The sequence below is a fragment of the Halolactibacillus miurensis genome (assembly GCF_900116255.1).
Lineage (GTDB): Bacteria > Bacillota > Bacilli > Bacillales > Amphibacillaceae > Halolactibacillus > Halolactibacillus miurensis.
In genome coordinates, this window is the sequence record NZ_FPAI01000007.1 from 97,245 (window position 1) to 119,219 (window position 21,975).

Here is a 21,975-nt window from a genome sequence, read left to right on the forward strand (position 1 = left end):
CACTCTCTTCCAAGAACAAGTCTTGGCCTTCCGCAGCTGTTATTTTTTACTCTTCAATGTAAGCGTATTTATATGTGAAATCTGCTCCCATTGGGTTAGAAATAACACCTTTTACAGATGGACGCCATAGATATGCACGAGAACGTTGGTATAGAGGTGCAATAGCTGCATCTTCCATTAATACTTTCTCAGCCTCTAAGAAGTTTTCATAGCGTGCTGTTAAATCTGTAATTAATTCATTATTTGCTTCGTGAACTAACGTATCGTATTCTTCATTGTTGTAGTTCATTGTCATGTAAGGTGAATCTGATGTCCACATGTTCAACCATGTACTTGGATCAAGGTAGTCAGGACCCCAACCAGAGTTTTGGATATCATACTCACTGTTTTCATCACGTGAAATACGTTCTTCAAATGGTACAGATGTTACTTCAACAGTTAAACCTTCTAAGTTACCTTCAAGTTGGTTTTTGATGTAAGCATCCATTTCCTGTGCAACTTCACTGTCACCACCAAGGTAACCAAGTTCTACAGTATCAGTGCCTAACTCTTCAAGTGCTGTTGCCCAGTATTCTTTTGCTGCTTCTTTATCTTCTACAATAAGATCGCCATTGATTTCACGGAAATCTTCACCAGTATCTGGGTGAGAAGTAAAGCTTGATGGTACCGCACCATTTGAAACTAATGAACCGTTTGCTAAGATAACATCAACAAGACCTTGCTTACCAATAGTCATCGCAATCGCTTTACGTACATTAATGTTTGATAAAAATTCGTTGTCATGGTTAAACTTCAAGTAGAATAATACCGCTTCACCAAGTGTTCTGTAATCTTCAGTACCAGCATACTGTGCTACATACTCAGCAGATAAACCTGCGCGGTCAATTTCTCCCGTATTGTATAAGTTTACACCAGTACTAGTCTCTTTTACAATACTAACGTTGATATTTTCTAATTTTACATTATCTTTATCCCAGTAATCTTCGTTTTTAACAAGTGTCCATTGGTTAGCATTTTCACCTGTTGGATTCCATTCAGTTAACACGAATGGTCCGTTATACAATAAGTTCTCTGAGTTAAGTGCGTAATCTGAACCCTTTTCAGTTACGAATGCTTCGTTCTGAGGTAGGTAAGTACCGAATGTTAATAAACTGTGGAAGTAAGGTACTGGCTTTTCTAAAGTAATTTTAAGTTCGTAATCACTTGTAGCCTCAACACCTAAAGTATCCACTTCTGCTTCGCCGTTTGAAATGGCTTCAGCATTTTTAAGCACACCGTTCATCATGAATGGACCGTATTCAGAACCAGTTTCTGGGTTCACGGCACGGCGCCATGCAAAAACGAAATCATGTGCTGTCACTGGGTCACTATTTGACCATACAGCATCTTCACGTAGTGTGACTGTCCACTCTAAACCGTCTTCAGAAACAACTGGGTCACCATCAGCAATCGCTGGAACTGGTGTTGTGTTTTCATCTAAACGATATAGACCTTCCATTGTTTCATTTAACCATTGGAATGCCACTGCATCCGTTGCCATAACAGAATCCATTGTTGGGATCTGTGATGCTTCGATTAAATTAAGTACTTGTTCTCCACTAGCTGAGCCAGCGTCATCAGAACCTGAATCGTCTTGTTCTGAATCTGAACCTCCATCATTTCCACTATTGTCGCTGTCTGATGTATCATCTCCACCACACGCAACTAAAAACATACTCATGACTAATCCGAGGATTAGCAGCAATAAGCTCTTTTTCTTCATCTTGGAAAGACCTCCCCTATTTTTAATTTTCTAAATATTCCGCAGATGAATAATACTGCAATTTGAATTATACTACCTTTTTTCAAATAATGCACTGATTTTTTAGAAAATTATAAACATACAATATCAAAAGTGTTGATATAACAACTTTTACCGAAAATAAAATAGTCCTTTTTTACTATTGAACGTTCGGGTTTGAACTTGAATATAATGGCATTACTTATCTTTTCATTGGATGAATCCAATGCCATCAAGGGATTATTGATGACAGTCTTACATTTGTGTCTGTCTGTTTACGAATGATAACTTGTGGTATAATGAGTCTAGTTTTATTGAAGATGGAGGTAACAAATGAAAAAACACATACAAGGCATTGCATTTTTATTACAACTGATAGGTTTAGTTTTGTTTAGTCTTACAACTAGTGAATCGTTCTTAACCTTGTTTAATACGACCACATACATCTTTTTGTTTCATTTATTGATTTATTTATCTCTTGTTACACTGCATGCGCGGTTTTTTGACGGTTTTCTTTATGGCATGCATCGCGTTTTTAGAAGTAAAAACAGACCAGGATCAATGGAGACTGAGTTTCAACCTGTATCTGAAAAAATTAAACGGCCCGTTGTTCATTTTTTTAAATATCAAACCCTCTTCTTTCTGTTAAGTAATCTATTACTGTTAGTCTTTTATTTGCTTAATTAGTTTAGAAATGATGTTTCTATAGGGCAACAACTTCATTAACATAATCCGTGATTAAAAGATAATTTAAATTTCGAACAAAAAAATAAAAAATGGCTCGGTCGTATCAACTACGACCGAGCCTTTCTATATTGTGACCGTCGTCTTCTTGCAATACAAAGTCAACAACTAGCCTTATTTAAGCATGCGTTTATCTCTTGTCTACAATCAATTTTTTAATTGATTTGGCGGCAATAACTTTCCCTTCACTCACAACGTCGCCATCAATCACCAGTCCTGGTGTCTTTAATACACCTAACCGCGCAATTTCACCGTAATCTTCCACTTTTTCAATGGTTGCCTCTACATTCAAATCTCTAACAGCCTCTTCTGTGTTCTCCATTAATTTCTTGCAGTTTTTACAACCTGGTCCTAAAATTTTAATGTTCATCTGTCATTCTCCTTTTGTATATATATTTACCACACCTATTGATACGTGTGGATGTCGCTTACACATTTAAAAAGTTAAATAAGTAGCCTATCAATATAATCCCAACAAACATGATGAAAACAAACGCCACCATTAATTTACCTTTAACAACTTTACTTAACATAATCAGTGATGGCAATGATAAGGCAACAACCGACATCATAAAGCTAAGAATCGTCCCAACACTTACCCCTTTTGCAATTAAAGCCTCAGCAATGGGTAGTGTACCAAAAATATCAGCATAAATCGGCATACCGATCACTGTCGCAATCACTACGGCAAATGGATTGTCTTCACCTAAGATTGAGGTAATCAAGCTCTCTGGAATCCAGTTATGAATAAGAGCCCCAATGAATACCCCTCCTAATACATACAGCCACACCCGTTGAAAGATTTCTTTCACTTGTTGAATAGAAAAATCAATCCGGTCTTTTAGCGTTAATTCATCAAGCGGTTTATCCGACGCTGTTTCGTAACGCACAACGTCACGCCCAAGGTCTAATCGGTCAATAATATAACCACCAACAACAGCCAGTATTAATCCCACGACAACATATATGACGGAAAATTTAAGACCAAAGAAACTCATCAACATAATGAATGAAGCTAAATCAACCATAGGTGAGGATATAAGAAAACTAAACGTGACCCCAACAGGTAGACCACTTGACGTAAACCCAATAAAAATAGGGATGCTGGAACAACTACAAAATGGTGTGAGTGTTCCGAGTAACGCCCCTATCACATAGCCTAAAAAACCTTTTACATTTCCAAGTAAACGCTTCGTTCGTTCTGGTGGAAAATAGCTCTGAATATAAGAGATAAAAAAGATAACGGCCGTCAACAATATGAAAATCTTGACCGTATCATATATAAAGAAATGGACACTTTCACCTATACGTGATGACATTGATAAACCAAAAACACCCTCAACGAGCCACTCAACAAGGTCGTATAACCACGTCATTTTAAATAATTGATCATTCATCCACTGAAAGAAAACCATTATCTTCCCTCCTCCTGCTTTAATAAGTGAAGTAAGGCCTTAACTAATGGCTTGTCCGCTAATTCATAAACGGTGAATTTGCCTCTTTTTTCTTTTTGTACAACACCGCCACGTTCTAAAATTTTTAAGTGATGTGAAATCGTCGAGTTCGCAATGTCTAACGCATCGACCATCTCACAAAGACAGGCAGGCGCGATCGTTAAAAAGCTAATCAATCGCAGGCGCGTGTCATCGCCAAAGGCTTTAAATGTCTTGGCAAACAGCTGTCGAGTCGTTTCATCTTCTACGACTGATAATGTCTGTAATCCCGCTATGTAATCGATCGCTAACTGGTCATTTTCTCTAATAACATGTTGATTTCCCAAATCATCATCCCCTCTCTTTTTAGAAAGTATATCACCATGTGAAGCATAACACAACTACTTTTTTAGTTTTGTAGTTTTGACTTTTTGATAACGCGACACTTTTTTGCTTCTCTAAAAAGCTTGTAACCTCTAGCGGTGTCTTAGCCACTTTGCCTTCACTTTATCTCCCTTCATGTTTTCTGTTATTTTCTTTTGTCATCGGTTGTGCTATAATTTTGTCATTGAAAGATAACTCTGAATCTCAGAGCGATAATTGTTATGACAAAGTTGGTTTATTATCCAAAGGAAACGTTAGCGAGCCTGGACGGTGTAAGCAGGTGTTTTAGGATGATAATGTGGGAACTTTTGAACATGTGTTTAGAAATAAGCACCGTATTTCTGGCGTTAACAGACAAGTTGATCTCATGCATTTAGAGGTAACAAGGGTGGTACCGCGGTTTTATCGTCCCTTGGATACTTTTAGGCATGTTTTTTTGTTTTTATTTTTATCACAACAATTTGATACAAAGGAAAGGTGAACAGGTATGGAAACTATTTTTTCAGGGATTCAACCAAGTGGCACATTAACACTTGGCAATTATTTAGGCGCGATGAAACAGTTCGTTGAACTACAGGAGGATTATGACTGTTATTTTTGTATTGTGGACGAACATGCGATCACCGTTCCACAAGACAGACTAAAACTTCGCGAAAACATTCGCTCACTGGCCGCACTTTATCTCGCGAGTGGCATCGACCCAGACAAAGCGACGTTATTTATTCAATCAGAAGTGTCCGCGCATACTCAACTCGGTTGGATTATGCAAACCCAAAGTTATATCGGTGAATTAGAACGCATGACCCAATTTAAAGATAAATCAGCAGGTAAAGAAGGCGTCTCTTCTGCTCTACTCACTTATCCACCATTGATGGCGGCGGACATTCTATTATATAATACCAATCTTGTGCCTGTTGGGAATGACCAAAAACAGCATTTAGAATTAACGCGTGACTTAGCTGAGCGATTCAACCGGAAATATAACGCTATCTTTACTGTTCCTGAAGTGAAAATTTCTGAAGTTGGTGCTCGGATCATGTCACTCCAAGAGCCAACGAAGAAGATGAGTAAGTCTGACGAAAATCAAAAAGCAACGATCTACATGTTAGATGAACCGAAAAAAATCATTAAAAAAATTAAAAGTGCCGTCACTGACTCAGAAGGCGTTGTCCGTTTTGATCCAACGGATAAGCCAGGCGTATCGAACTTGTTGACAATCCTTTCAAGCGCAACAAATACACCGATAAAAGATTTAGAACAACAGTACGCGGGCGTTGGGTATGGTCAATTTAAGCAAGACGTCGCTGATGCGGTAGTCAACGTACTTGAACCTATCCAACAACGTTACAGTGACATCATTACCTCCGACACCCTAGATGAGGTTCTCGACCAAGGGCGAGATGCCGCTAGTCGTGTCGCTGATAAAACTTTAGCAAAAGCTAAAAAAGCTATGGGGCTCGGTCGCGTCAGAAAAAGTAAGTAGGCAATAAGCTAATTATCTAGCCTGACACTATAACGGCAATGCGACAGTCAATATGAAGAACGGACCGAGACAACGCTCTCGGTCCGTTCTTTTTAACGTTAATATTGAAAATGCTCAAAAGTTTCTTCAACGACCGCCTCTTCGTATAACTCTTGGTAACAGGCATCAAGTGGCAACATGTTTTTAACTAATTCCTCGTGTACTGCTGTATACCCTGTCTTTAACTCTTCTAGAAAGCTTGGCCCGAAATCTTTTGCTGGTCGCTTTTTTAGTCGATAATACAGCGTCGTAAAATAAGTGAGCGCCTCATACTGTTCATTTAAGGTTAATTGTTCCAACATAAACAGCAACAAACTTTTTATTTCTCTTTCTTTACGCGTTAAGCCAACAAGGTGCGGATGCGTTAAATGATAAATCGAAGGCGTCTCTCGCTGTTTTTCTATTTGGTATTGACAAGGTTTAAGCGTTTGACACATGGTAAGGACTTGTTTTTCTTTAATCGGCGTGAGCCTCGATTTTAATAACGGGAAGTCATAACCTAACGTATCTATCGCCAATACCGCCGTTTGATCACAAATAATCGCACCAAAATCATAGCGATGGTGATGCTTATAGCTCGATTGAAACATACGCCGCATCAATTCTTTTGGAAGAGGCGCCAGACTCGTTTCAATAAGGTGAAAGGTCGAGGGTTCAAGACATAGGACGGGCAATGTCTGATACGTATCTAAAAAATCTCTTTTTCGCCATTCGTAATATGGACTGATCATTAATGGTTCTGTTTCCGCTTCAAACCAATTCACTTTGACGTGATGCACACAGGACATGACAAGTTCCTCCCTTTAGTCGTAGTATTTACAAGTTGGAGGTTTTTAATCCGAAAAATAGCGATCCAATCGTTTAATTCCAATGAGTACCATAAGTAAGCCAACGAAAAATAATTGGCAGGTCGTTTGTTGCACCATAAATGTGACATACGTTTTTAGATCAAACGGTTGTGGCATGAGATTCAAATATAAAATAGCCATCACCCCACCTTGAACCATAAAACCAAACCCTATTAAAAAGACCACCACTTTTCCTAACTCCTTTAATCATTAGTGACTCACTTGCTGTATCTTATGACCAGAACGCCTAGACTATGCAAAAAAAGTGTCCCGCTCATCTTAATCAAGACGAGAGACACTTTTTTCGTTAAAATCATCCTATCATTTCATTAATCATTAAATTTCTTAAAGACGAGACAAGCGTTATGCCCACCAAAACCGAGTGAATTACTCAGAGCATACGTGATGTCTTTTTTGCGTTTTGTATTGGCAACGTAATCGAGATCACAGTCTGGGTCTGGTGTTTCCAGATTAATTGTTGGTGGGATGACACTATCCGTAATGGCCTTGATTGAGGCAATGGCTTCCACCGCACCAGCTGCCCCGAGTAAGTGACCGGTCATCGATTTCGTTGATGAAATCAATAACTGTTGACTGTGCTCACCAAACGCGCCTTTTATCGCTTCTGTTTCAAACTTGTCATTTAGCGGTGTACTCGTGCCGTGGGCATTAATATACTGAATATCTGACGGCAGAATACCTGCATCATTGATGGCCTGAAGCATGGCGCGCTTTGCCCCTTCACCATGTGGTGCTGGTGCCGTAATATGATACGCATCTGCTGTTGCCCCGTAACCGACAATTTCTGCGTAAATGTGGGCCCCACGCTTTTTCGCATGTTCAAGTGACTCTAACACAAGAATACCCGCGCCTTCTCCAATGACGAAACCATCTCGGTTTTGATCAAAGGGACGACTTGCCGTTTTTGGATCTGGGTTTGACGATAAAGCTTTTGCACTCGCAAAACCAGCGACGGCTAGGTTCGTAATCGGCGCTTCAGCACCACCTGTAATCATGACATCACTGTCACCACGCTCGATTACTTTAAATGCATCACCAATCGAATTGGTCCCAGTTGCACAAGCAGTTACTGTACATGAATTGATCCCTTTTGCTCCTAAGTGGATGGATATCTGACCAGCGGCCATATCAGGAATTAACATCGGTACGAGGAATGGGCTTACGCGACGATACCCTTTATCAACAAACTTGTGGAACTGTTCTTCATATGTCGTTAGTCCTCCGATACCCGAACCAACCCATACACCCACACGTTCAGCATTTGTATCATCAATCGTTAATTTTGCATCTTCTACCGCTACCGTTGCTGCTGCGAGCGCATACTGAGTAAATAAATCCATTCGTTTGGCATCTTTTTTATCCATATATATTGTCGGATCAAAGTCGGTTAACTCCGCCCCCACTTTTGATGGGAAATCATCTGGGTTCACTTTCGTGAGTGGACCAACACCACTTACACCCGCGAGTAAATTCGACCATAACGTTTCAATTGTTGAGCCAATCGGTGTCATGGCTCCCATACCTGTTATAACTACACGATTTTTCGTCATTGATTAATCCATCCTTTACTATCGAATTATTCTGTTACGCTCATTACATATAAAAGGGGTCGTTTATTCAGAACTGTTTAGATACGCTTTTATCGAAAGAACACGTCAATGTAAACTTATGTTGAAATCAGTCTCCACGACCATATGTTAAGAGCACGGCACCCCATGTTAAACCGCCACCAAAGCCAACTAATACAACATTGTCACCTGAGGTAATCTTGTTATTTTGCACTTCTTCTGATAACGCAATTGGAATCGATGCAGCTGAGGTATTGCCGTATTTGTTAATCGAGTACGCCATTTTCTCTTTTGGAATATCAAGACGCGTACGCGCCGCTTCCATAATCCGGACATTAGCTTGATGTGGAACTAAAAAGTCAACATCATCTTTTGTTAAGCCGGCTTTTAAGACAACATTCTCACTTGATTCAGGCATTTGACGTACGGCAAACTTAAAGACTTCACGGCCATTCATTCGAATCAATTCATTTTCTTGATAAAGAGCAGTGTCTCCTGTACCATCTGCGCCTAATTCAAATGACTTAATTCCGTAACCTTCTGCCACTTGCCCCATAACACAAGCACCGGCACCATCACCGAATAATACACACGTATTACGATCGGTCCAATCGGTAATTTTAGATAGTTTTTCTGCTCCAACAACAAGCACTTTTTCATAGCCGCCGTTTTCAATAAACTGAGCAGCGGTGATCATCCCGTACATAAAACCAGCACAGGCAGCTCCGACATCCATTGCTGCGGCCTTTGTCGCACCTAGCCGTTTTTGTAATTGACACGCTACAGAAGGAAACGCCATATCCCCGGTAATCGTCGCTACTAAAATTAAGTCTAACGCTTCCCCATCTATACCTGCATCACTTAAGGCCCGTACACTCGCTTCATAGGCTAAATCTGATGTTTCTTCATTCTCACTTGCAATATGTCTTGTTTCTATACCTGTTCGTGATTGAATCCACTCATCTGATGTTTCCACTATTTTCTCTAAATCCTTATTTGTCATGATGCGTTCAGGCACATAATGCCCTAACCCTAAAATCCCAGCTGTCATATCTAAATACTCCTCACTTATATTTATAATCAAATATTAAGACTTGGTACTAATATATATAATAACGAGAGTAAAATCAAGCTTTTTTAAGCAGTTTCTCGCATATTCTTCATTAAACAATGAAATTGTTAAACGGAAACATTTCATTTTCATTAAAAGTTTGCTAGAATATATTAGTTATAATCTTTATATAAATGAGGTGACAACATGCGGGTAATTATTTTAATGGTTTGGTCATTTTTTATTTCTGTTCTACTTGGTTACGTTTTATCAAGCATGGCCGGCTCTTCATTTGAATGGTGGCCAGTCCTTATTTTGACGGCTGTATTTACGCTCATCGGCTTCTTTATTGGTGAGAAATACATTGAAGACTAGCGCTAGAGATGATTATTTTAGTCAAAGGCCAAAGCTAGTAGCTTTGGCCTTTTTGATTAAAATAATAATCCAATAGCGGTTAAGGCTGCAAGCGGCAAAAGAAACGGCGCAAAAGGTGATTGTTGATAATACGGCGGCCGGTGATAAGGCGAACCATAAGGTGGTCGGTGATACGGTGGCCGGTGGTATGGCGGTCTGTTATAGGGTGGATTATACGGTGGTCGGTGGTACGGTTGCCACGGTTGGTTAGGTGGTCGGTGATACGGTGGTCGATTTCTCTCCCACCCATCGTTAGACGGATTATCCTCCATAATAACCAATTCAACGAATTGGTCATCAACAGCTTGCACATAAGCTTGTAACCTATTCCCCTCAGTTGTTTCAACCCATACGTAGCGATTTACATACGGTTCAAGATCAAACTTAGAATATTGATGCATCACATGTCACTCCTCTCATATACATTAGAATATGACGAGGCCAAAAACATGTGACACTATGGAGGAATAATTATGACGATATTTTCATTAGTTTTGTTTTACTTGTTTTTTGGTTTAGTCCAAGGATTGACTGAACCTATCCCCATTTCATCGAGTGGCCATTTGGTCATTATACAAGACTTATTCAATTTAAAAATGGAGAGCTTAACCTTTGAGGTCCTCGTTAATTTCGCCTCATTACTAGCTGTCTTAGTCATTTATCGACACGATATTATTCGACTAGCAACGAATGGTTTAGCCTTCATGTTCAGCAAAACGAAAAAAACGACGGCAATGAAACAAGATTTTATGTTTATTGTGTATGTAATCATCGCCACCATCCCTGCGGGTGTGATTGGTTTATTATTTGAAGATGTCATCGCAGAAACGTTCGCCGGCGCCAACATGGTCGGTCTGACGTTAATCATCACCGGGATTGCATTATTTATTATTCGTAACTTAAAGGGGCAAAAATCAGATCGTGATCTCAGTCTAAAAGATGCAATTATCGTTGGTTTAAGCCAGTCAGTGGCTTTGATTCCAGGTATTAGTCGCAGTGGCGCGACTATTGTTGCGGCTATGTTACTCGGGATGAAACAAGAAACCGCCTTACGCTTTTCTTTCTTGCTTTACATCCCTGTCTCGCTTGGCACCTTCATTTTAAAAGTCTCTGATATCTTTAGCGAAGGTGCAGGGGCAATGGTTTTACCTTATACAGCTGCATTTATCGCCGCACTTATTGCCACGTATTTCTCGTTACGTTGGTTTATGCATATAATGGAACGTGGTAACTTAATTTATTTCTCTATCTATTGTTTCATTGTCGGTTCATTTGCCTTTTTCATGCTGTAAGACGCTTATTCATTCACACAACTACCAAATAAGAGGAGGGAGCGTCATTGGCCATGTGTCCACGCATAAATAATCTCCATACAGATACAACAGTGTATTTCAATCAGCCTGATCATACACTTGATTTATCTAAAGACCAATATTTATTTCGACAAGGCGATGCGGTGACCGACCTTTATCTTATTCGAACCGGCCAAGTGCTCATCACAAAAACAACACCTGACGGTCGAGAATTATCTTTACGGTTTTTAGGACCGGGTGATTTAATTGGAGAAGTCCTCGTCACCGATGCCTCGACCCAGTATTTAGTCGACGCAAAAGTGACAGAAGCAGCGACATTAGCTGTCTATAGACAAGATGTGTTAAAACAAGCATTAAAACAAGACGCTGATGCCTTACTGGACTTACTAAACTATACACAACTCATGTATAGGAAAGATCAAACAAAATTTCGCGACCTCGTCTTGCATGGAAAAAAAGGAGCCCTTTATTCAATATTGATTCGTTTAAGCAACAGCTATGGTCAAGAACAAGCAGATGGCATTCACCTAACGCAGTCATTTACGAATCAAGAATTGGCCAACTTTTGTGCCACTTCACGCGAATCGGTCAATCGCCTATTGAGTGATTTAAAGAAGCAAAGGGTTATTTCTGAAAAGAACCAACAACTGATCATTCATGACTTGGACTTTTTAAAGCAAGCCATTAATTGCGATCAATGTCCTGTCGTCCTATGCACGATCAATTAATCTCGCATCATCAACCTGATTTTTTATACGTCCATAAAAAAGAGAACCCAAATCGGGTTCTCTTTATTCAATCAATCCGGTATACCTAAGGCAATCTTAGCATAACGTGACATCCGGTCTTTACTCCATGGTGGCGACCAAACAATATTCACTTCTGTGTCTTTAACTTCTGGTAATTCCATTAGCGCACGCTTCACATCCGCTTCAATGTGTCCAGCGAGTGGACATCCCATGGCTGTTAATGTCATCGTCACAACCGCTGTTCCTTCCTCATTTAAGTCCACGCCATATACAAGACCTAAATTAACAATATCTATTCCTAGCTCAGGGTCAATGACATTTTCCAATGCGCCCAGCATATTTTCTTGTAGTGCCTCATCCATTGTTAGATCCCTCCATCTTTCTTTACTTTTTGTTTGAAAAACTTATCTTTAGTATATACAATTTCTTATCAAATTTAAATGACTTTCGCTTAATTCATCCGATCCTTATGATTGCGTAAAGAATTGACAACACGCTTCTCTGGCTAAACGACTGACTCTATGACCTTGATTTGGTTCTTTTACATAGGTCAGATGACCTTTATAGTCAGTATGGTCATTTAACTCCTGCGCAAATTGATCGGTTAAATGAAACGGGACATAGTCATCCGCTTGACCGTGCCAAATGAAAAGGTCCCGGTGGCCCAGCGCAGCAATATTTTGACTCAAGTCGCGTGTGGCTAAATGCCGTAATAACTGTTGTTCTTCTGTTTCAGACAGGGGAAAATCACCCTTCTTTAATTCAGCGGTAATATAATGATAGAAGTCAACCAGTTTTGCGCTCCCCATCAACATCGCTGCCTTCTTAATAAACGGGTACTGTGTCAGACTCATGGCGGTAATGATGCCACCCATACTTGTCCCGCCGACATATAACGTGGGTTCATCCTTTCCTGTCTTCTCTTTGATCCAATCATAAATCACCGCAAGGCGTTGACTGGTCACATCGATAATCTCAAAAAAACGCGCGTTTTGTGTCGAGCGAGAAGCCCGATTAGCTCGACTATGTAAATAAGCATCAGGTAAAATCACACGATACCCTTGTTTGACTAATTGATACGCCAGAGGCAACTCATCGATACCTTCACCGCCAACACCGTGGTAATAGACAATGGTTTCAATCGGCATCATATGATTGACGTTAGGCTGACACACTGTAAGTTTTTGATCTTTTAGTTCGATTGTTTCAACACGCATCAACATCCCTCTTTCATCTGTTTGTCCTTTTATATTGCTCTTTTTCTCTCTTACTTTATCACGCCCTCATAAAAATTACCACTTATAACCTTTTACGAGATATTTACTTTACAGGCGGCCTTTTTTTCTTTACACTTATGTCTAGAAGTGGAGAGTGAAAAAAATATGAAAAAACATTTAATAGCCTTAGATTTAGATGGAACGTTACTAACATCAACACAAACCATCAGCACCAGAAATAAACGCGCGATTGATCAAGTGCGTGCCCTTGGTCATACTGTTGTTATTGCGACAGGTCGACCACACCGGGCCAGCATTGATTACTATCATGAACTCGGACTTGATACACCAATGGTGAATTTTAATGGTGCCCTGTTACACCACCCAACAGATAAAAATTGGGAAGCTTTGCATTCCCCATTAGGGATAAGAACCGCGAAGAAAATCATTCAAACATGTTACGAATTTGAAGTCAATAATATTATGGCTGAAGTAAAAGATGACGTCTATCTCGACCGCTATGATGAAGAGATTATGACCATCCTGCACACCCAAAAAGAAAAAGATCCGATTAAAATTGGTAGCTTAAAAAATAGCTTAACGAGTGATCCAACATCAATCTTAATTCATCCGAAAGATCACCACGTTGAAGCGTTGCGCAAGCGTCTTGATGATGATCACGCGGACGTTATTGAACATCACCGATGGGGTGCGCCTTGGAATATGATTGAAATCGTCCGTGAAGGCATGAATAAAGCGGTCGGTTTAAAGCGAATCGCCCACTATTACCATGTGGACCAAGCTAATGTCATTGCTTTTGGCGATGAGGATAACGATATAGAGATGCTTGATTACGCTGGCATTGGTGTGAAAATGGCTAATGGTAATGATTGTCTTAATGCCGTCATCAATGAAACGACCGACACAAATGACAATGATGGTGTAGCACAATTCTTAGAAGCTTATTTTGAGTTTGATAAGGAGTGATTGTATGTCCATTTTGATTGAAAAGACCCCTAATCCACTCGCGATGAAATTCACGTCCCCGAACCAAATATTTGACGGAACAGATAGTTATCCCGTCCATAAAGGTGAGGTCAGTGATTATCAGATTCTCAACGACCTCCTCACACTTGACGGGGTCAACCATGTTTTCGGTTACCAAACGTTTATTACCATCATTAAAGAACCAAATGTACATTGGGATCAATTAATCCCTAGTGTAACGGCTGTGATGACGGCATTTGGTTTGGCAGGCGAGGAAACCGACTAATACGTTTCCAAACAAAGGACTAAGATGCTTGTCTTAGTCCTTTGTTAATATTTAAAAATCCAGTTCAACTAATATCCCTAATCGTTTACCTTCTGTAATCGCATCGGCACGTGAGGTGACGTGCATTTTTTGGAAAATTTTCGTTAAATAACGCTCAACGGTTCGTTTACTCACATGAATTTCTGAGGCGATCTCATCATTTGAGTAACCTTTCTCAACATAGCGTAAGACGTCATGCTCAACTTCAGTTAAAGACACGCGTCGACCACTACCAACCATCACTTTTTGCCCATCTCGCTTTAACGCATTTAACCATTCCTGTGGAATAACAGCCAAATCATTCAGCGCACACATCACAGCATAAATCAGTTGATCATTGGAAAAGTTCTTACTAATAAATCCAACGGCACCTAACTGAACAAGTTTATTAAAGTAAGCGGTCGTATCATAGCCGGTATAGATTAAAATACGGGCACTTGAATGATAATCTTTAATACTTTGAGTTAATTCGATGCCATTCATCTGAGGCATATGCAAGTCGACAATATATAAATCATATAAACAGGTCGTCATTTTCAACAAGGCCGCTTCACCTGTTGAGACATAGTCTATCATTAAATCTCCTGTTTCTTCTAATAAACGTTTCGTTCCTTCACCGACAATCTTATGATCATCGACTAGTAAGATATGATATGGCATAGCTTCTCTCCTAACTATATGGAATATAAATGTGCACAGTGACGCCTTTACCTACCGTTGATTCAAATTCAAACGTCCCCTTAAAACTTTTAATACGTTCATTTAATGCAAATAAACCTAAGTGATGAACCCCATCGGATGACTGTTTTTTTAAATCAACACCGACGCCGTCATCTTTATAATCAATCTTTATACCTGTTTGTTCATGCTTAATAGTTAAGTTAACTTTACTTGCTTTTGCATGCTTATTGGCATTTGTTAAGAGCTCTTGGACCGCACGATACACAAGTAATTGAATAAAACGAGACTGATAAAAAGAGGGCTCTAAATTGGTGTCCAAGTATAGTTTGCTATTGCACTGAAGCTCGAATTTCTCGATCAGTTCTTTGATTGCTTCAAGCAACCCAACTTCATCAAGAATGGTTGGATATAGATGACGCGTTGTTTCTCTCATATCAAAAATAATGTCTTGCATCCGCTCTTCCATCGCTTTGTATTCTTCGGTACGACTTCTATTTGATTTACGCAAGCTTTCTAAGTCGCGCTTGAGTACAATTAAATCTTGTAAAAAAGTATCATGTAAATCGAGCGCGAGTTGTTTACGTTCAAGTTCGGACCATTCAAATAGCAATCGCGATAACCACTCCATATTATCATGATGTTTCGCTTGTTCGAGTTCTTCTAATAAATCTTCGATTTTTGTTCTGTTTTTAAGTGCTAAATCTACAAATTGCACGAGGGTCGTGACATAGTTTAATTGTTCCTGATTTAACACTTGTTTTGGCTGGAAGAAAAAGATAAACAATTCGCCCTTATAGTTATTGATAGGAATCGCATAAAGACCAAAACGGCCATTAAGTCGACCAACAACGAGGCGCTGATTAACATAAAAGTTAAGCAGTGGTATATAACGGTCTGGTAAGCGATGCGTCTTAATATGAGGCATCGTCATCGATCGGTGTTTAAGTACTTTAAAATGTTCAAGCGGGATGACTTCTTTTATTTCTCTCACAAAGCTTTGAATCACATCTCCCCTTGTATGATGCGTTTGTAGTTGTGTACTGAAACGGTAATAACTCGCTTGAAAATCGTTTGCCGAGACGAACAGTTGTGGTTTAAAGTAATGTTCTAATTGTTTCTTCGCAAAAAATAATCCTAAAATAATGATCAAAGTGTATGAAAATAAACTAAATTCTTTTCTAAATTGAAAGGAACTTTCAAACAACATTAAATGAAGTAAAGTAATGACGGCAGATAAAAATGTCGACAAAATCAGATAATATGGCAGCTTTTTGATTTGTACCCGTAATAAATAAAGTTGATTGGTTAAAATCATATACATTAGACCCATTGGAATAAAGAAGAAAAACACATTGACATATTCAAAAGGGATAATGCCTTCACCTAGCACAAAGTAAGGAATGATATAAAAGAAGATATAGGGCAAGACGCCAAGACCAATCGCATAAAATAAGCCATAAAGCGTATCCTTATCCGATTCTTTTTTTAATTGCGTGAGACCAGTGATCATTTGAACGAGAATCCAGAATACGCTGATACTAAAGGCCGGTAAGATTAAGTCATTGACAGCGAGTTGATCATAAACGAATAAAGCAAACACAATCGTAACAGCACTAAATAAATAAAGTGACTGGACCATCCACCAACTAAACCATACCGCTCGTCTCTCTTTGAAAAATTGATACACAAAATGAAAGAACAAGCTCGGTGCCATTAAAAAACTGATGATTAAAATCAGCTCAGCTATCGGGTATAATTTGATCTGTAAACTAGAGGCGTTGTACGCCACACTAATAATAAACATCGTTAACGTAATCAACAGCATACTTAATCCCGTGTCCTTACGCTTCAGATTAATATACACAAAAAAGATGCTGATTAGAAAATAGACACTCGGTAAAAGTAAATAAAAGAAGTACTGCAGGAAAATATCCGGTACATATCTCACGCGGTAACTTAATTGACGATCATCCCGTTCAATCGTGAGTGTGTCTACTTGTTCTACTTTCATCTTTCTTATAATCGTTTCATGCTGACTAGGTGGGGTGTCGTTAATTGACACAATAAGATCGCCTTCTGATAAACCAACGGCTTTTCCCCATCCTAAACGATGCAAGTGGGTAATGACATATGTATGTGACTCACTTGTTTCACCTACACTGATGCCGGTAAAAGGCTGTAAATTATTAAAAAATAAATAACTAAAAATAATAATAGTAGTGACCGTCATCACCATCATGATTTGTGAATAAGATAAGTTTAAACGTTTTCCCATAACCTGTAAGCTCCATTTCCCAACCATGTATTTGCTTGTTTTAGTGTAGCACACATTGACTATTAGCTTCATAAGTATTATGCGGCTAATAATTTTTATAGACAGAAAAAAAGCTCGGGGGACATAATCGCCACGAGCTTTTACCTTAACATTACCGAATTGTCGAAATATAGCCATTAGGGGAGGTAATGTGTTTCCTATGTAGTGACATAGTGTTTACTTCCCTTTTATTTTAGCATAGCTAAGTAAATATTGAACCGACAATTTAATAAAAATTACCGCCACGTGGTGTCGGTTTTACAATTAAGCAAGTTATTAACTGTGTATTTTTCCCTTCTATTCTCTTCTAAAGAAGCCAAATACACCGGCTGTTTGTACAATATTAGTGAACGCTTCAGGGTCTGTTTCATAAATGATCCGTTCTAAATCATACAATTCATAACGGGTAATAACAACGACTAACATTGACTTATCTTCCTTCGTATATGCGCCTCTAGCTGGTAAGATGGTAATACCTCGTACCACTTGTTCATGAATCGCACTTGATAACTCATCTGTTTTCTTCGTCACAATCATCGCCGTTACTTTTTCATGACGAGTATGAATTCCGTCAATGACCCGCGTCGCAACATAGAGGGCAAGTAACGTATAAAGCGCATTCTCTGGCTCATTAAGCAAGCCGGCGAAGAAGATAATAATCCCGTTGACAATCATAAGGTAAATACCGATGGGACGATCTTTCATTCGCGATAAAATCATCGCTAAAATATCAGAACCACCCGTTGATGCCCCCCATTTGAGCGTGATTCCAACCGCAAAACCACCGAGGACCCCACCAAATACAGCATTTAACATAATGTCATCAGAAAAGCTATAAACAGGAATAAGTTCTAAAAAGAAGGTAGACATACCGACAGATAACATACTATATAACGTAAAGTGCTTCCCTACTTTAAACCACCCCATCAGAAAGATAGGAATATTTAAAAGTAAGAGTAAAATCCCTGTTGATATAAAATCAATATTAAAAAATTGACTAAATACCGTTGATAACAGTTGTGCTACCCCGGTAAAACCACTCGCATATACATCGGCACTAATGAAGAAGAAATTAAGCGCAATGGCGTTAATCAGTGCACCTATAATCACAATCACGATTCGTTTGACCTCAAATAAAAACACGTCAGTTCCCTCCTATACGTTTCATTAATCATCTATATTAAATGTTTCCCTATTTCACAATTCTTTACACTTTAAACGAATTTAGCAAAAACCTTTGACGAACACCACCCTACACTATAAACTAGATAGTAATAGGATGCAAATCTTTTTTTACTCGTCCTTAAGGAGGGAATATATATGACAGTTAAAATTATCGCGGATTCAGCAAGTGATCTCAGTCAAGAGGACTTTTCATCACTTAACATATCCCGTGTCAGTCTTTCAGTCTTAATTAATGAAGAAACTTATTTAGATGGTGAAAATATTGAGCCACTGTACGTCTATGATGAAATGCGAGAGGGTAAAAGTCCGAAAACTTCTCAAGTTACACCTGATCAGTTCGAAACCGTATTCAGACAATGTGCTGAAAACAAGGATACCTGCCTTTACTTAGCTTTCTCTTCTGCCTTATCTGGTACCTATCAATCAGCTACGATCGCACGAGACGCGGTCCTTGATGACTTCCCAGAAGCAGATATTCGGGTGATTGATACGCTATCTGCCTCATTTGGTTACGGCTTAGTCGTAAAAGAAGCAGCGCGATTAGCAAATGAAGGGCAATCTATTGATCAAATCGTTGCTCAAAGCCAGTACTATGCGGAACATATGGAACATATCTTCACAGTTGATGATTTGGAATATCTCTACCGCGGTGGACGCGTCTCTAAAACGGCGGCTTTTATGGGGACATTGCTTAAAATCAAACCAATCTTACATGTTGCTGATGGAAAACTTATTCCTTTAGAAAAGATACGCGGTACAAAAAAAGCATACAAACGTTTGCTCGATATGATGGAAGAACGCAGTATTGATTTAAAAGATCAGATTGTCGGTATTAGCCATAGTGATTGTTTAGACAATGCTGAAATGTTGGCAGATGAAATTAAAGAACGCTTCGGTGTTAAAGCTGTTGAGATTCGTATGATTGGTGCTGCCATTGGTTCACATACCGGCCCAGGTACGATTGCAATCTTTTTCCCAAGTAAACCCGTGCACTAATTATAATCCTTATAAATAATCCTTATAACCTCGCATCTTAAGAAGCGAGGTTTTTTCATGTGTTTCTTTATTCATTAATACGAATAAAGCCGTAAGAGCATGTTTCACTCTTACGGCTTTATAATAACCTTATTAGTTCACGCGACGTACATGACCGCTAAATTTACTTGCCCAATAACCTGATGTCATATCTGCGATTGCTACACCTGTTGATGTTTGAGAACCGATAAATTTACCGTTACCGACGTAGATACCAACGTGTCCATTTGTCTTATATGTGTTAAAGAAGACGATATCACCTGGTTGAACTTGGCTGTAAGGAACTTTCGTCCCTGTATATTGCAAGCCTGATGTACTACTTGGGATATGAATACCTTCTTGTCTAAATGCCCAAGAGACATAACCTGAACAATCAAATAACCCACGTGAAATATCGTATTGTGACCGTCCGCCACCGAATTTATATGTTGAATTACCAATGTATTTGTAACCAGCTGAAATGATATTACTTGTATTCCCACTACCTGCACTTACCGTAGGTGCAGATGAAGAATCGTCTGTGTATTGCGAAGGATCACTCGTTGACGTTTGTGCTTGACTGTTACGTGCACGAATATCTTCAATCATTTGCGTAAGATCACTTGCTTCTAATTCTAAGTCTCTTACTAATTGTTCACTTTTTTCTTGTTGTTCTGTTAATGTATCGATATTTTCTTGATGTTGCGCCTTTTGGTCTTCCAATTGCGCTTGCATCAATTCTAATTCTTCCATTGTTGCTTCAAGTGATGTTAATTTATCTTCTACTTCTACTTTTTTAGTTTCAACCACATCTTGTGCTTCACTGATTTGATCTAATAGTTTTTGATCTGACTGAGTAATTTTATTAATCATTGTGACACGTTCAATAAAATCTAAAAAGCTTTCAGCACCAAAAATGACTTCAATATAACTCACTGTTCCGCCATTTTTTTGAAGTGCGACCATGCGGTCTTTTAAAATATCGCGGCGTTTCTCGATATCTTCTTCCAAATTAGCAATCTCTTCTTCTAAAGTTGTCACTTCAGCTTTTGTTTCTTCGATTGCTTCTGTTGTTTCTGTGATGGTCGTTTCATTAGACTCAATCGCTTCATTCGTGCGTTCAATTTGGTCTTCAAGTGCGACCATTTCTTCTTGTAGTGTTTCTAACTCTGCTTTCTTTTCAGCGAGCTTTGCTTGTACTTCTTCACGTTCCTGTTTAAGCTCACTTTCTGTTTCTGCAGATACACTATCACTTAATAAAGGCGATGCAAATAAGAGACTTGATGAGACGATAAGACTTGCGAGAATTTTTTTACCAAACACAGACATTCACTCATTTCTTTTTATAATTTGTCATATATTAGTTATAGAACCTTGATTTGTAAACGTTACCAAGATTCTTTCGTTAATTTCCTCAGTGACGCTAGTATAACACGCAAAGGTGTCAGGACAATTTTAATTGTATTACAATTATGTTACAAAGTTTGTACCTAACCCATAATTATCAGATAATTAACAAGCGACTTTGTCTCCTTTCGTATAATGAAATCTTCCTGATATAAATATGATGATACGGTTATCCCTTTGTCCGCGGACGATTATTGAACACAAGAAAAACACCCAGCGAATGGAAGATATCCCTCGATCTATAAGGGTTAACGTCCATTCACTGGGTGTGTCATGACACACAATCAGAAATAACGATGTAAGTCTTGAAGGGAGTGTGTTAATTGAGTGACAGATAATTGACCGGGAGCGGATGCTTGTGAGACCGAACCAAAAGTTAAAATGGAGCCTGTCCATTCCCCGAGGAGACGACTAATTGTTCCTTGTTCTCCCATGGACATCGTAATAACTGGCTGAGTGATTAAATATTCTGCTTCCACAGTTAGTGCTAGCAGCGTGAGGACATCTTGTTTGGATTCTGGCATCACAGCTAATTTCACTATGTCACCACCATCGTTAGCAAGAGCGCTAAGTAACTTCTTACCGTCTTCATAACTTGGTGTTGAATGAAAGTCGTGATAGGACGTGATCACTTTGACGCCTTTTGCTTTAGCATAATCTATTAACATCGTTTTTCCTTCATAATCTCTTGCCCATTCAAGATCAATCACATCAATCACACCTGAATCAATCGCTTGTTTATAGCGGATTATGTACTGATCTTTTTGATACGGCAGTTCCCCGCCTTCTTCTTTCGTTCGGATGGTGTATATGACAGGGCGGTGTTCTTTTTCTAATAAGGTAAGAATCGCTGAATCATCACCCGTAAAATAGTCTGCCCGCCACTCGATGACATCAATATCTTCTCGTTTCGTCTCTTGCCAATCCATAATAAACGCTGCCTCTGTTGTAGCAATAATCGCCACACAAACCTTTGGTGTTGTTTTAGAATCAAATGATATATGTTTTATCTTCATCG

24 protein-coding genes are annotated in these 21,975 nt (G+C 39.0%); 8 read left to right on the forward strand and 16 right to left on the reverse strand.

Annotated features, from left to right (window positions below; genetic code table 11):
* Positions 1-46: 46 nt before the first annotated feature.
* A complete protein-coding gene (locus BM390_RS06575; protein WP_089853576.1) occupies positions 47-1,762 on the reverse strand; it encodes a peptide ABC transporter substrate-binding protein in 1,716 nt (571 codons plus the stop codon).
* Between the two features lie 351 nt (positions 1,763-2,113).
* Between BM390_RS06575 and BM390_RS06580 the strand changes: the two genes are divergently transcribed.
* Positions 2,114-2,467: a DUF3899 domain-containing protein gene (locus tag BM390_RS06580; protein ID WP_062321214.1), complete on the forward strand. Its 354-nt coding sequence runs from the start codon at positions 2,114-2,116 to the stop codon at positions 2,465-2,467.
* Positions 2,468-2,654: 187 nt separating this feature from the next.
* Here the strand turns inward: BM390_RS06580 and BM390_RS06585 are convergent, their stop codons facing one another.
* From BM390_RS06585 to BM390_RS06595, 3 genes are read right to left on the reverse strand one after another with little or no spacing between them, the layout of a single operon-like run.
* Positions 2,655-2,894 carry a thioredoxin family protein gene (locus BM390_RS06585; RefSeq protein WP_062321211.1) on the reverse strand — a complete coding sequence of 80 codons (240 nt, stop codon included), beginning with the start codon at positions 2,892-2,894 and terminating at the stop codon, positions 2,655-2,657.
* A gap of 58 nt (positions 2,895-2,952) precedes the next feature.
* Positions 2,953-3,939, reverse strand: a complete 987-nt coding sequence (locus tag BM390_RS06590; protein WP_062321210.1) for a permease — start codon at positions 3,937-3,939, stop codon at positions 2,953-2,955.
* Complete coding sequence (locus BM390_RS06595; protein WP_062321208.1) at positions 3,939-4,304, reverse strand: ArsR/SmtB family transcription factor; 366 nt, start codon at positions 4,302-4,304, stop codon at positions 3,939-3,941. The genes BM390_RS06590 and BM390_RS06595 overlap by 1 nt, the downstream gene beginning before the upstream one ends.
* A gap of 524 nt (positions 4,305-4,828) precedes the next feature.
* Between BM390_RS06595 and trpS the strand changes: the two genes are divergently transcribed.
* Positions 4,829-5,824 carry a tryptophan--tRNA ligase gene (trpS, locus tag BM390_RS06600; protein WP_062321206.1) on the forward strand — a complete coding sequence of 332 codons (996 nt, stop codon included), beginning with the start codon at positions 4,829-4,831 and terminating at the stop codon, positions 5,822-5,824.
* Positions 5,825-5,922: 98 nt separating this feature from the next.
* Here the strand turns inward: trpS and BM390_RS06605 are convergent, their stop codons facing one another.
* From BM390_RS06605 to BM390_RS06620, 4 genes are all read right to left on the reverse strand, one after another.
* Positions 5,923-6,651, reverse strand: a complete 729-nt coding sequence (locus tag BM390_RS06605; RefSeq protein ID WP_062321204.1) for a DUF3603 family protein — start codon at positions 6,649-6,651, stop codon at positions 5,923-5,925.
* A gap of 45 nt (positions 6,652-6,696) precedes the next feature.
* Positions 6,697-6,900 (reverse strand): YuzI family membrane protein, encoded by a 204-nt coding sequence (locus BM390_RS06610; protein WP_231631431.1) that lies wholly within the window; start codon positions 6,898-6,900, stop codon positions 6,697-6,699.
* 140 nt (positions 6,901-7,040) lie between these two features.
* Positions 7,041-8,282 carry a beta-ketoacyl-ACP synthase II gene (gene fabF, locus BM390_RS06615; protein WP_062321202.1) on the reverse strand — a complete coding sequence of 414 codons (1,242 nt, stop codon included), beginning with the start codon at positions 8,280-8,282 and terminating at the stop codon, positions 7,041-7,043.
* A 127-nt stretch (positions 8,283-8,409) separates the two neighbouring features.
* Positions 8,410-9,351, reverse strand: coding sequence for a beta-ketoacyl-ACP synthase III (locus BM390_RS06620; RefSeq protein ID WP_062321200.1), 942 nt, complete (start codon positions 9,349-9,351; stop codon positions 8,410-8,412).
* 207 nt (positions 9,352-9,558) lie between these two features.
* Between BM390_RS06620 and BM390_RS06625 the strand changes: the two genes are divergently transcribed.
* Positions 9,559-9,726 (forward strand): DUF2929 family protein, encoded by a 168-nt coding sequence (locus BM390_RS06625; protein ID WP_082394462.1) that lies wholly within the window; start codon positions 9,559-9,561, stop codon positions 9,724-9,726.
* 56 nt (positions 9,727-9,782) lie between these two features.
* Here the strand turns inward: BM390_RS06625 and BM390_RS15795 are convergent, their stop codons facing one another.
* Complete coding sequence (locus tag BM390_RS15795) at positions 9,783-10,166, reverse strand: hypothetical protein (RefSeq protein ID WP_089853579.1); 384 nt, start codon at positions 10,164-10,166, stop codon at positions 9,783-9,785.
* 72 nt (positions 10,167-10,238) lie between these two features.
* On the opposite strand from BM390_RS15795, the gene BM390_RS06635 reads away from it, so the two are divergent.
* Both BM390_RS06635 and BM390_RS06640 read left to right on the forward strand, forming a co-directional pair.
* Positions 10,239-11,057 (forward strand): undecaprenyl-diphosphate phosphatase, encoded by an 819-nt coding sequence (locus BM390_RS06635; protein ID WP_089853582.1) that lies wholly within the window; start codon positions 10,239-10,241, stop codon positions 11,055-11,057.
* 53 nt (positions 11,058-11,110) lie between these two features.
* On the forward strand, positions 11,111-11,806 hold the full coding sequence (locus BM390_RS06640; RefSeq protein ID WP_062321287.1) for a Crp/Fnr family transcriptional regulator: 696 nt from the start codon (positions 11,111-11,113) through the stop codon (positions 11,804-11,806).
* Positions 11,807-11,877: 71 nt separating this feature from the next.
* Here the strand turns inward: BM390_RS06640 and BM390_RS06645 are convergent, their stop codons facing one another.
* Both BM390_RS06645 and BM390_RS06650 read right to left on the reverse strand, forming a co-directional pair.
* Positions 11,878-12,189, reverse strand: coding sequence for a metal-sulfur cluster assembly factor (locus BM390_RS06645; protein ID WP_089853585.1), 312 nt, complete (start codon positions 12,187-12,189; stop codon positions 11,878-11,880).
* 105 nt (positions 12,190-12,294) lie between these two features.
* Positions 12,295-13,044, reverse strand: coding sequence for an alpha/beta fold hydrolase (locus BM390_RS06650; protein ID WP_177220650.1), 750 nt, complete (start codon positions 13,042-13,044; stop codon positions 12,295-12,297).
* A 165-nt stretch (positions 13,045-13,209) separates the two neighbouring features.
* Between BM390_RS06650 and BM390_RS06655 the strand changes: the two genes are divergently transcribed.
* Entirely contained in the window at positions 13,210-14,031 is an 822-nt protein-coding gene (locus BM390_RS06655; protein WP_089853592.1) for a Cof-type HAD-IIB family hydrolase, read from the forward strand.
* Positions 14,032-14,035: 4 nt separating this feature from the next.
* Positions 14,036-14,317, forward strand: coding sequence for a NifU N-terminal domain-containing protein (locus BM390_RS06660; protein ID WP_089853595.1), 282 nt, complete (start codon positions 14,036-14,038; stop codon positions 14,315-14,317).
* A gap of 51 nt (positions 14,318-14,368) precedes the next feature.
* On the opposite strand, the gene BM390_RS06665 is transcribed toward BM390_RS06660, so the two are convergent.
* The 3 genes from BM390_RS06665 to BM390_RS06675 form a co-directional block, all read right to left on the reverse strand.
* Positions 14,369-15,016, reverse strand: a complete 648-nt coding sequence (locus tag BM390_RS06665) for a response regulator transcription factor (RefSeq protein WP_062321194.1) — start codon at positions 15,014-15,016, stop codon at positions 14,369-14,371.
* Between the two features lie 10 nt (positions 15,017-15,026).
* Positions 15,027-17,312: an ATP-binding protein gene (locus BM390_RS06670; RefSeq protein ID WP_177220651.1), complete on the reverse strand. Its 2,286-nt coding sequence runs from the start codon at positions 17,310-17,312 to the stop codon at positions 15,027-15,029.
* 336 nt (positions 17,313-17,648) lie between these two features.
* A complete protein-coding gene (locus BM390_RS06675; RefSeq protein ID WP_089853602.1) occupies positions 17,649-18,494 on the reverse strand; it encodes a YitT family protein in 846 nt (281 codons plus the stop codon).
* Positions 18,495-18,671: 177 nt separating this feature from the next.
* Here BM390_RS06675 and BM390_RS06680 point away from each other — a divergent pair, with 177 nt between their 5' ends.
* Positions 18,672-19,532 carry a DegV family protein gene (locus BM390_RS06680; protein WP_062321188.1) on the forward strand — a complete coding sequence of 287 codons (861 nt, stop codon included), beginning with the start codon at positions 18,672-18,674 and terminating at the stop codon, positions 19,530-19,532.
* Between the two features lie 132 nt (positions 19,533-19,664).
* Here the strand turns inward: BM390_RS06680 and BM390_RS15800 are convergent, their stop codons facing one another.
* The gene (locus BM390_RS15800) at positions 19,665-20,873 is read right to left on the reverse strand and encodes a coiled-coil domain-containing protein (protein WP_062321186.1); all 1,209 of its coding nucleotides are present in this window, start codon (positions 20,871-20,873) and stop codon (positions 19,665-19,667) included.
* A 368-nt stretch (positions 20,874-21,241) separates the two neighbouring features.
* Positions 21,242-21,973, reverse strand: a complete 732-nt coding sequence (aroD, locus tag BM390_RS06690) for a type I 3-dehydroquinate dehydratase (RefSeq protein WP_062321184.1) — start codon at positions 21,971-21,973, stop codon at positions 21,242-21,244.
* Positions 21,974-21,975: the final 2 nt, after the last annotated feature.